General features: G+C 30.6%; 10 protein-coding genes and 1 pseudogene. 2 read left to right on the forward strand and 9 right to left on the reverse strand.

The window, feature by feature from the left end; translation table 11 throughout:
- The first annotated feature begins 416 nt into the window (after positions 1-416).
- Complete coding sequence (locus Q0649_RS22155; protein ID WP_298847041.1) at positions 417-839, forward strand: universal stress protein; 423 nt, start codon at positions 417-419, stop codon at positions 837-839.
- Between the two features lie 148 nt (positions 840-987).
- Here the strand turns inward: Q0649_RS22155 and Q0649_RS22160 are convergent.
- The 5 genes and pseudogenes from Q0649_RS22160 to Q0649_RS22180 all read right to left on the reverse strand — a co-directional run bounded on the left by Q0649_RS22160 (position 988) and on the right by Q0649_RS22180 (position 4,777).
- Positions 988-1,944, reverse strand: a pseudogene (locus Q0649_RS22160) (carbohydrate kinase).
- Between the two features lie 46 nt (positions 1,945-1,990).
- Positions 1,991-2,671 carry a YitT family protein gene (locus Q0649_RS22165; RefSeq protein ID WP_298847044.1) on the reverse strand — a complete coding sequence of 227 codons (681 nt, stop codon included), beginning with the start codon at positions 2,669-2,671 and terminating at the stop codon, positions 1,991-1,993.
- A gap of 270 nt (positions 2,672-2,941) precedes the next feature.
- A complete protein-coding gene (locus tag Q0649_RS22170; RefSeq protein ID WP_298847047.1) occupies positions 2,942-3,982 on the reverse strand; it encodes a D-alanine--D-alanine ligase in 1,041 nt (346 codons plus the stop codon).
- Positions 3,979-4,188 (reverse strand): DUF1737 domain-containing protein, encoded by a 210-nt coding sequence (locus Q0649_RS22175; protein ID WP_298847049.1) that lies wholly within the window; start codon positions 4,186-4,188, stop codon positions 3,979-3,981. The genes Q0649_RS22170 and Q0649_RS22175 overlap by 4 nt, the downstream gene beginning before the upstream one ends.
- Positions 4,189-4,252: 64 nt before the next feature.
- Entirely contained in the window at positions 4,253-4,777 is a 525-nt protein-coding gene (locus Q0649_RS22180) for a flavodoxin domain-containing protein (protein WP_298847051.1), read from the reverse strand.
- Positions 4,778-5,096: 319 nt separating this feature from the next.
- Between Q0649_RS22180 and Q0649_RS22185 the strand changes: the two genes are divergently transcribed.
- Entirely contained in the window at positions 5,097-5,630 is a 534-nt protein-coding gene (locus Q0649_RS22185) for a GNAT family N-acetyltransferase (RefSeq protein ID WP_298847053.1), read from the forward strand.
- An 80-nt stretch (positions 5,631-5,710) separates the two neighbouring features.
- Here the strand turns inward: Q0649_RS22185 and Q0649_RS22190 are convergent, their stop codons facing one another.
- From Q0649_RS22190 to Q0649_RS22205, 4 genes are all read right to left on the reverse strand, one after another.
- On the reverse strand, positions 5,711-6,355 hold the full coding sequence (locus Q0649_RS22190) for a class I SAM-dependent methyltransferase (protein WP_298847055.1): 645 nt from the start codon (positions 6,353-6,355) through the stop codon (positions 5,711-5,713).
- Positions 6,356-6,739: 384 nt separating this feature from the next.
- Positions 6,740-7,390 (reverse strand): hypothetical protein, encoded by a 651-nt coding sequence (locus Q0649_RS22195; RefSeq protein ID WP_298847056.1) that lies wholly within the window; start codon positions 7,388-7,390, stop codon positions 6,740-6,742.
- A 249-nt stretch (positions 7,391-7,639) separates the two neighbouring features.
- Positions 7,640-8,839 (reverse strand): FprA family A-type flavoprotein, encoded by a 1,200-nt coding sequence (locus tag Q0649_RS22200; RefSeq protein WP_298847057.1) that lies wholly within the window; start codon positions 8,837-8,839, stop codon positions 7,640-7,642.
- Positions 8,840-8,895: 56 nt separating this feature from the next.
- Positions 8,896-10,803 carry an acyl-CoA dehydrogenase family protein gene (locus Q0649_RS22205; protein WP_298847060.1) on the reverse strand — a complete coding sequence of 636 codons (1,908 nt, stop codon included), beginning with the start codon at positions 10,801-10,803 and terminating at the stop codon, positions 8,896-8,898.
- Positions 10,804-10,889: the final 86 nt, after the last annotated feature.

Here is a 10,889-nt window from a genome sequence, read left to right on the forward strand (position 1 = left end):
CTATATCCTAAAGGCACAGTTAATTCAATGGCTAATGATTCTGGACGAGAGTGGTAATATTCTTTTGAAATTTAAATTTTATAACATATGATCCTAATTAGCTACAACCGACGTACGGGTAACAATAGGATTCATTTGTCTGTAATTACTATAAGACTAAGAGTCTACTATAAAGTAATAGATAGTTTTCATTACAGTTAAACTGATTACATTTGTGTTACTTTCAGAATATAGATATATCCTGAAAGCAAGTACCCCCATATCATTAGATATGGGGGTGTTTTTAAGAAATATACAAATATTTAAATTTAACTACAATATGAGGAATTTTCATTTGATTTCTCTACATTTAACTTTCTTAGTAATATGTGTTAATATTACATTGTACATATAAATAAATTAAGGTGGCGGTGAATATGAAAAAAATAAAAGTTTTAGTTCCATTAGATGGTACAGAAAGAAGCATGCACTCTATTAAATTTTTAAAAGGTTTTTTTAATAAGGAGGATATTTCTGTTACATTAATGAATGTAATGGAGATAATTTTAACTGACGATATGATGATTCCAATGCCGATTCCAAACGAATTTGACTATTTAACAAATGATAGCAAATTAATTTTAGATAAAGCAATAAAGGAACTAGAAGGATATGAAGTTGAGGAATTTTCAATTTTGGGATATGCTGGAGATGAAATATTAAAAAAATCAGAAAAAGAAAGTTATGACGTAATAGTAATGACAAAGTGTAGTAAAAAAGGTTTATATAGAATAATTGGTTCTGTAACAAGTAAAGTTGTTAGAAATTCTAAAGTATCTGTAATCGTTATTCCAGATTAGTAGTTACTAGCCAAAGTTAGTTTAATATATCAAGAATAAAAACGCTTATATATTATCTATAATCCTATTGTTTAGTAAAATAAAAAGCAGACTTGTGCAAAAATATAACTTTGTCCAAGTGTGCTTTTTATTTTGTTACGTATTTAAACTATTTTAACAGTTGCACTTCTTCTAGTGTTGGTAAAGAAGCTATAGCTCCTAGTTTAGTACATGTAATAGCTCCAACTTTATTACTAAAAAGTATTATGTCTTTTATAATATTAGAATTATCTATGAATGATTTTGGATTTTTCAACTGTGATAATTTATAAAGAAACGCACCTACAAATGCATCACCAGCTCCTGTTGAATCAATACATTTAATTTTTATGCTATTGATTATGCTACTTCCTTCATTTGTAGAAATTAATGTACCTGCATCTCCAAGTGTAACGGCTACAACTTTTGCACCTAAGCTATGAAACAACTTAACACCTTCATCTAAATTCTCTTTACCTGAAATTATTCTTATTTCTTCATCGCTTACTTTTACAAAATCTGAATATTTGAGACATTATTTTGATATTTCTACAAAGTCACTTAATCTATTTTTCCACAAATCTATTCTGTAATTAGGATCAAAAGAAATAAAAACATTATTTTTGAAAGCTAGCTCCATAGCTTTTAAATAAGTTTCTTTTGAAGACCCGCCTAAAAGTGCAGTCGCAGAACCAAAATGTATTATTTTAAAAGCTTTTAGCTTATCACCATCTAGCTCATCTAAAGTTAATAATTCATCTGCACCTCTATTAAAAATAAAATCTCTTTCTCCATCCTCATTTAACGATACAAACGCTAAAGTAGTTTTAGAATTTTTATCAAGTATAAGCATAGATGTATCTACTCCGGCGTCCTCTAATGTTTCTTTCAAGAACATACCAAAGTTATCATTACCAACTTTCCCTGCAAAATAAGCTTGGCCTCCTAACTTTGATATAGCTGCTGATACGTTCGCTGGTGCACCCCCTGCTTTTTTTACAAAATTTTCTCCTTTAGTTAATCCACTATTAATATCTGAACAAATAAAATCAATTAACAATTCACCAATACATAGTATTTTATTCAAAATACGCCTCCTAAATCCAATTATTATTCATTGGTTTTATTATAATTTAAGCCCTTAAAGATACACTTTCTTCGTTTTCAAGCACATTTTCATCTTCAGTTTGGTTTTTAACAATATTATTCACAAACTTTTCTCCATATGGAAGACAAAATTGTATGAATGGACCTATTAATAATGCAGATATTATTGTACCTATTCCCAATACTCCACCGAGTGCAAATCCCATTATTAAAAAACTAGCGTCTAATCCCATACGAATCCAACGATATTCTAAATTAGTTTTATCTTTTATGATAAATGGAATAATATCATTTGGTGCAACACCCAGTTCACTTGCCTTAAGTATAGAAAAGCCAATTGCAATTAAAGCACAACCAATTACAACTAAAAGTATTTTTATACCAATATTTAAAGATGTTATTGGCAAAAATGAAACAGCCTTTACTCCAAGGTCAATAATGGGCCCTACTCCAATAACACATATAATTGTTCCTATCTTAATACGACGTCTTTCAGCTAGAAGTATTATACAAAATAATACGAATAAAATAATCATATTAGCATTTCCGGGTGTTTTATTTAATAAAAAGGCTAATCCTTGAGTGAATAAAGTAAAGGGATCAGACCCTATATTAGTTTTTAAAAACAAAGCGACTCCAATCTGTATAATACTCATTCCTACAAAAAATATAATTAGTCTTTTAATTAGATTTATTTTCTTGGTCATATCTTCCATCCCTTTTTTATAATATTTCAGAAACCAAGGTTTATATATGTTCGTTTGCGTTCGTTTTCATTTCATTTGATTTCGATTATTTCTAGTTTACTATACTTTGGTAAACGGTGTCAACCATTTAACCCATTAAATATTGTGTATATTACAATTATATACAAAACATTATCTGTGACACCTCTAAAAATTAACAGTAAAAAAATCACCAATATCCTATAATATTAGTGATTTTTTTTTATGAAATGTACTTAACATAGGCAGGTACTATTTTGTTTTAGCATTAACAATGATATTACACAATTCTATATATGAAATACCATTTGCTAAAGCTTCCTTAGGAATTAGGCTTGTAGGGGTCATTCCTGGAAGTGTATTAGCTTCGAGACATATAAATTCTTCTTTCTCATCTAAAATAAAATCAATTCTAGAGTATGTTCCAAGTCTTAAAGTTTCATTTATTTTTAATGCTAGAGTTTGAATTCTCAATGTTTCATATTGAGAAAGATTTGCAGGGCATATATCCTGAGTCAAGCCTGCTTGGTATTTATTTTTATAATCATAAAATCCTTCTTTAGGTATTATTTCAATAACAGGTAACGCTTTTCCTTGTAATAAACCTACAGAAAACTCTCTACCCACTACCATTTTTTCAATAAGTAGACTTGATTCAATTTTATTAGCTATATTAATTGCTGTTTTAAGCTCCTCAATATTATTAACAATTGATACACCTATACTTGACCCAGCACTACAAGGTTTTACTACACAAGGGATACCGATTGTTTTTACTATATATTCTATTGACAGTTGATTTTTATTAATAGTTAACCATTTAGCTGTAGGAATACCTGCTTGTTGTAACAGTTTCTTTGTTAGATCCTTATCCATTGCAAGTAGGCTTCCAATGTAGCCAGTTCCAGTATATTTAATTCCCATTGAATCAAAACTTGCCTGTATTTGACCGTTTTCACCCATTGAACCATGTAGCGCTATAAAAACAACATCAGCAAACATGCAAAGAGATAGTACGTTTTTCCCTATAAGAGAGTCACCATTGTTGCTTTTTCTCTTTATTTCATTTAAATCAGGCTCAATACCTTTAACTTTATAATAATATGGTTTTCCAGTAATGTTATCTTTAAATAAACTTTCAAATTCACTTTCATTTGTTTTTAAACCTTCATATACATCTAATAATAATACATGGTGACCAGCTTCTCTAAGAGCATTAGCAATTTGACTTCCAGAAGATAATGAAACATCTCTTTCTGGACTTAATCCCCCTGCAAGTACAACTATTTTCATAATTTCACTGTTCTTTTGAATCCAATATCTAGGTTATCACATTCATTAAGAATTAAAGCTTGTGCCACAATTACATCTTGCCCATTAAAAGTACATGAAGGAGCTTCATATAATTTATAACCTTCATCAAGTAATTCAGAAATTCTCTTACAAAAAGTTGCATCATCTTTTCCAGTAATTAATCGGTATTTAAGTTTGTTTTCCATAGATTATCTTTAGTGAGAGAGTGTACTATAAGTATACAAACCCACTAAATATTCACTTCCCTTCCTATTTTGAATTAACATAAGTTATTATTTCGTCTATATTCTTTCTCAGTGTAAAATCTATAGGCTTGTCATACATGGCTAACATACCCTTGGCTTCAGGTGTTAATTCTTTTTTCATCTTAATCTTCCACTTTAGTAATGTCATAAGTGCTTTATCAAAAGGATTAATTTTACTATAATCAAAACCACCTCTTAAATAAAAAAACTGTAGATGTTTTTGTTCCTGTAAAGTAAAATTTTTATCTTTTACTTCACGAATTACTTCATCACTTGAGGGTGAAGCTCCAGTTGCGAAAACAACAACTTTTTTGCCTTTAATTTTATCAAGATTTTTTGTTATATATTTTACTCCAATGATACCACCAGCATATAAACTACCACCATAAATTACGGTGTCATAGTCGGTAACTATATTTATATCAACCTTAGAAACATCAAAAATATCCGCTGATAATGCTTCACCAATCCACTCTGCATATTTTTTTGTAAAACCTGTTTTTGATTTGTATATTACTATAGTCTTCATTATTTTCACCTCTTATAATATATATTTACAAAACTATTAATATAAGTAGAGCCTTTAAATTTTGATCGTTACGTAACCCATTAATAATATCTGTACTATATTTTTATAATATGTTACCTTTACATAATTCTACAAACATTCATAAATTTCCTTTATATTCGCAAAATGAATATAAATATTTTATCTATTATTATAAAATATAAAACAAACTTTGTAAAAAATATGTAGATATAAGTTTGAGCATATGCTAATATATGCTATATAAACTATAGATAGAATTGATTATAACTATATAACTTAATTTTGGGAGTGATATAAAATGGAAAATCTTGTTGTGAGAGAACTAATAGATGAAGATGCTTTGGCATTATTAAAGATGAATATTGATAATAAAGAATACTTTGAGAAATGGGCACCAATAAAACTAGCTGACTCTTATTACTCTTTAGATGGACAATTAGAGAGCATAAGGAGTGCTCATAAAAAAATAGAAAATGATGAAAGCTATTCATATGGGATTTTTTTAGAAAAAAGTAATATACCTATAGGTTACCTAGCTTTCGCTTTTGTACAAAGAGGTGCACTTCAATCGGCTATGATAGGTTACAATATATCAGAAAAATATACTGGAAAAGGCTATGCTACAAAAGCGGTTTTACTTTCTTTAGAGATAGCATTTAAGACACTACATCTTCATAGAATTACGGCAGGTGTAGAACCAGAAAATATAGGTTCCTTAAGAGTTTTAGAAAAAGCTGGTTTTTCAAGAGAAGGTTATTCCCCAAAAGTTTTAAAAGTTAATGAGCAGTGGCGAGATATTATAAATATGGCTGTTTTAGAAGAGGATATGTAGCATGTGTTTAAAATGCTACATATTTTCTTCATCAAAACATCAGAAAGAAATATATTCAATTTAGCTTTCCATATAATATATTATTTTTTTATTCCGTGAATAAAGTAATGCCAGCTACTTGTATCATTAAAAATATCTTGTATATGCCTAATTTTAATTAATGTGAAATCTTTTAATAAATCTCTAACACTATCTAAATCAGAATAATAATGTGGAATATTTAGTTCAGGTTCTTCAGTTTTTATAATAGTATTTTCATCAATCCTTGGACAATCATTTTTTGTAAATGATGGACTGTTTTTTGAGCATAATGTAATAAAAAACTCCCCGTTACTTTTTAATACTCTGTTAATTTCATTTATAATAACTTTAATTCCTTTGGTATCGGTATGAGATATTACATGATAAGCTAATAAACAATCAAACATGCTTGATTTAAATGGTAATTTATTAATGTCCCCTATACTTGTTTTAATATTTAATCCTAATTCTCTAGCTTTCTTATCTAAAGCATCTATTCCATATCGTGATAAATCAAAACTATAAGTATTAAAACCATTCTGGGCGAATAAAATAGAATGCCTTCCAAGTCCACAACCGAGGTCCAGAAAACATCCGAAATTCTTTTTTTTCCACCTATCTACATAATAATAAACATCTTCACTTGGTTCATTCCAAAAATCATCTGTTACCTTTTCCCAATCCCATTCTTTAGATTTAGTCATTACTTCCCTCCACAACTCATCTTTGATATATTACAATTTATACCTATATTTGCCTAATTTTATAATAATATAAACATATTATACTATTAACAATTAGGAATAGCCACAAAGTAAAAGTAATACAATTGGTATTGCTTATTTTTGTTATGTTTTATTTACAAAAAAATAAATAAGCCTGTATATAAGCAGGCTCGTTCAATAATTCAAATTATATTAAAGGGGGTCTTTAATATAATTTATTATATCATTTCATTGTTATGATTTTGTACCTAAACTAACAATATTTTGTAAACTTTTACATTGCTCAAAATAAATAAAGATTTTTTATCTTATACTCTAAAAAGTAAATTAATGTAAGACTTTACTGCTATATTCAACTTTATCTTACTTAAATTCAGTTATAATACTTTTTACTGTACTATTATAATTAGCGCTATCTACAAGTTCACTATCTCTATTTAGCTTTATATGCAGTTCTTTTCCATTAGTAAATGTAATGGTACCCTCTGATGCACTTATATCTATATTTGCAACTTGTACGCCAGATTCAATTTGATATACATTGTCTGAAATTGCATCTCTCTTTTGCGTGGATACTGAAATATATCTGTCTTCACCGATTTTTCCTTCTACTAATAAATAAATTATTCCTAGTTCACATTTAACTGCAACATAATTTTCATTATTAACATATACCTCCAAACAATTGCCTAATCCGTATATTTCCCATTCTTTTAGGTTGTGTTTATGTATCGTAACAATTTTATCACTTGAATATAATTTTCTTGTTAAGCTGTGATTAAATAGGTACTTAAATATAACTATTTCTTTTGAGGATAAATCCCTACTTATCATTTCTTTTATATTCGCAAGTTCCTTTGTTAAGTCTTCATTAGATGAAATGTCGACTTTAAATTCTGCTTTAGTTTCTGTCGGATATTTCCCTTTGCATTGTTTAATATGATTGTCAACCATATTTTCTAATAAAGCATTTAAAGCACCATTAAAATCGTTTTTTAATAATATCATTTCCATTTTATAATACCCCTTTATAATTTATTTAATAGTAATATTAATATTAAGTTAATAAAAACAAAACAATATAGCATATTATACCTAATTGTAACAAAAATAAGAACATAAGGAAAGTTAAAATGATAAAATGATGGTTTATCTGTCTCATAATTATCAATATTTGAATAATATACCATCTAATTTACAACAAAAGGGACATGCTCACGAATTTTATTCATGAGTAGGTCCCCAATTTATGTTTTTATAAAATTAATTCATTGACTTAATAATACTATCAGCAATAGACTCCATTGAATCTATATCATCAACTTTCATATTAGAGTTCAACGACATTTCATTGTCTAAAATAATCGTTTCTTTCATCTCTTCCAATAGTTCACGCATCAACTTACCAGATTGAGGAGCCCATGAACCATTTTCTATAAGAGTAAACGTTCGTTTTTGAAGATTTAATGCTTTCATATCCATTATATAAGAAAGCATTGGTGGATATATCTTCAAATTGTAGGTTACGCAGGCGATAACTATATTACTATACCTAAAAGTCTCAGAAATTAAATATGATACATGGGTTTTGGATACATCGTACATTACAACATTGGTTATTCCCTTTTCCACGAGTCTTGTTGCTAAGTCGTTTGCAGCGGCTTCAGTATTGCCGTACATTGTTCCATAAACGATCATTACACCTTTTTCCTCAGGTGCGTATCTACTCCACTTGTCATATTTATCTAAAAAGTACCCTAAATTATTACGCCATACCGGTCCATGTAGTGGACAGATAGTCTTTATGTCAATAGTGCCAGCCTTCCTTAATAGATCTTGAACCTGAGGCCCATACTTACCTACAATGTTTGTATAATATCTTCTAGCATCATCAATCCAATCCCTGTCAAAATTAATCTCATCATTAAATAGTTTACCATCGAGTGACCCAAAAGAGCCGAAAGCATCTGCTGAAAATAGTACTCCATTCGTAGTATCAAATGTTACCATGACTTCTGGCCAATGTACCATTGGCGCAGACACAAAGGTTACAACATGTTTCCCAAATGACATAACGTCACCTTCACTAACTTCAGTTACTTTGCCGTCAATATCAAAACCAAACTGATGCATGAACAATGAAGCCTTTTTGCTGCATACAATCTTTACGCCCGGATACCTAATAATTATCTCTTCAATACACGCTGCATGATCTGGCTCCATATGGTTAATTACCATATAATCTAAAGATCTATTTCCTAAAACTGCATTAATATTTTCAATAAACTGACGGCCAATCGACCAATCAACTGTATCAAATAGCACTGTTTTATCATCCATTAGTAGATAAGAATTATATGAAACACCCTTTGGTATGGGATGTATGTTTTCAAAAAGAGCAAGACGACGATCGTTTCCACCAACCCAATACAGGTCCTCAGTTATTTTTCTCACACAATACATAGATATAATCCTCCCTTACAGTAAAAATTTATTGTTGTATTTAATTATTATAATGATTAGACTTCTATAAACATATCTTTTTCTTCACCGCAAGCAGGGCAAGTCCACTCCTGAGGTATATTTTCAAAGAGAGTTCCTGGAACTACTTCTCCTTCATCATCACCCATGCCAGGATCGTATTCATAACCGCAACCATTACATACACAATGTTTCCAAGTTGGAACAACTACCTTTGGTGCTGTTGATTTCATCTTCACCATTGGTGGAGCATCTTTCTTTGCCTGCCCATTATCTAAAGCAGCAGTTAGAAGTGGTAATATCTCCATCATATCCCCAACAATACCATAATCTGAATTTTTAAAAATTTTAGCATTAGGATCAATATTTATAGCAACTATTGTACTTGCATCCTTTATACCTTTCAAATGCTGACCTGCACCTGAAATACCGCAAGCAATATAAAGATTTCCTTTGAATTTTTGACCAGACATACCAACATAACGGTTTAGTGGTAGATATTTTAGCGTTTCAGCAAGCGGACGGGAAGAACCTATAGCTGCACCAGCTTGAACTGCCAATTCTTCTATAAGTTTCATATTTTTCTTTTCACCAATTCCTAGGCCTACGCTGACTACTCTTTCAGCCTTAGTAATAGGAGTGTCAATTGGTATCCCAATTGTAAAATCATATTTGTCTTTCTTAAGAGCTTCCACAAGAGCATCTACTTTTTCACTGGAAGTTCCAACGCTGAAAATTATTTTTTTTCGGTAACCTGTAGCAGGCCCACGCTTAGTAACTTTAACTGTGTTCTCGTTTTTTGGCATTTTACCTATGATGTTAGCAGCAATAACAATGCGATGAATCTCATTAGTGCCTTCATATATTGTGCAAATTTTAGCATCTCTGTAAGCACGCTCAACTTCCATACCTTTCAAATAGCCGTTACCACCAAATATTTGAAGTGCGTCATTTACAATTTCAAGGCAAACATCAGAAGTATATTGTTTTGCCATAGCAGCTTCCATACTGTAATTCTCATGATTTCCTTTAAGCTCTGCTGCACTATAAACAAGCAATCTAGCTGCGCGAAGTTTCGTCGCCATATCAGCCAATTTAAAAGCAATAATTTGTTGTTGACAGATAGGTTTACCAAATTGCACTCTTTCTTTTGAGTACTCCAATGCATTTTCATAAGCACCTTGTGCGATGCCAAGAGCCTGAGCTGCAATACCAATACGTCCACCATCTAAAGTGGACATAGCAATCTTGAAACCTTTACCCTCAATGCCTAATAGATTTTCTTTTGGCACTTTCACGTTATTAAAAATAAGTTCTGCAGTAGCAGAAGAGCGAATACCCATCTTATCATAATGTTTACCAAAGCTAAAACCTTCTAGTCCTTTCTCTACAATAAATGCACTTATGCCACGAATACCTATATCCGGCGTTGTAACTGCAAAAACAATGTAAATATCAGCCTTGCCTGCGTTTGTGATGAAGATTTTTTCACCATTCAAAATATAATAATCACCTTCAAGTATTGCAGTTGTTTCCGTACCACCCGCATCACTTCCTGCATTTTCCTCAGTAAGACCGAATGCGCCAAGTTTCTCTCCCTTTGCTAGTGGAACCAAATATTTTTGTTTCTGAGTTTCTGTTCCGAAAGCTGAAATTGGGTAAGAACCTAGTGATGTATGTGCTGAGAGAATAACACCGGTACCACCATCCACTCTTGACAATTCTTCAACGGCAATTGCATAACTTATTATGTCAAATCCGGCTCCGCCATACTCTTTTGAATATGGAATCCCCATCATACCCATATCAGCTAATATATTAATAATTTCCATAGGAAATTTATTTTCCTGATCTAACATAAATGCAATAGGTTTAACTTCCTCCTCGGCAAATTTTCTAATCTTAATCCTCAATTCTTCATGTTGCTCCATTGTCTTAAAAAGCATATATAATACCTCCCTTTAAATGTATATACAATAGCCGATTGCGCAATTCTGCAATCATTGAACCGCCTAACTTTTAAGCCGTTAGG

The organism is uncultured Clostridium sp., from assembly GCF_937920395.1.
Classification (GTDB): Bacteria; Bacillota; Clostridia; order Clostridiales; family Clostridiaceae; genus Clostridium_AD.

What these genes read in the sequence shown, in the direction of transcription:
- Q0649_RS22155 (WP_298847041.1), top strand. Translation starts at nt 417, where the DNA reads ATGAAAAAAATAAAAGTTTTAGTTCCATTAGATGGTACAGAAAGAAGC.
- Q0649_RS22165 (WP_298847044.1), bottom strand. Translation starts at nt 2,671, where the DNA reads ATGACCAAGAAAATAAATCTAATTAAAAGACTAATTATATTTTTTGTA.
- Q0649_RS22170 (WP_298847047.1), bottom strand. Translation starts at nt 3,982, where the DNA reads ATGAAAATAGTTGTACTTGCAGGGGGATTAAGTCCAGAAAGAGATGTT.
- Q0649_RS22175 (WP_298847049.1), bottom strand. Translation starts at nt 4,188, where the DNA reads ATGGAAAACAAACTTAAATACCGATTAATTACTGGAAAAGATGATGCA.
- Q0649_RS22180 (WP_298847051.1), bottom strand. Translation starts at nt 4,777, where the DNA reads ATGAAGACTATAGTAATATACAAATCAAAAACAGGTTTTACAAAAAAA.
- Q0649_RS22185 (WP_298847053.1), top strand. Translation starts at nt 5,097, where the DNA reads ATGGAAAATCTTGTTGTGAGAGAACTAATAGATGAAGATGCTTTGGCA.
- Q0649_RS22190 (WP_298847055.1), bottom strand. Translation starts at nt 6,355, where the DNA reads ATGACTAAATCTAAAGAATGGGATTGGGAAAAGGTAACAGATGATTTT.
- Q0649_RS22195 (WP_298847056.1), bottom strand. Translation starts at nt 7,390, where the DNA reads ATGGAAATGATATTATTAAAAAACGATTTTAATGGTGCTTTAAATGCT.
- Q0649_RS22200 (WP_298847057.1), bottom strand. Translation starts at nt 8,839, where the DNA reads ATGTATTGTGTGAGAAAAATAACTGAGGACCTGTATTGGGTTGGTGGA.
- Q0649_RS22205 (WP_298847060.1), bottom strand. Translation starts at nt 10,803, where the DNA reads ATGCTTTTTAAGACAATGGAGCAACATGAAGAATTGAGGATTAAGATT.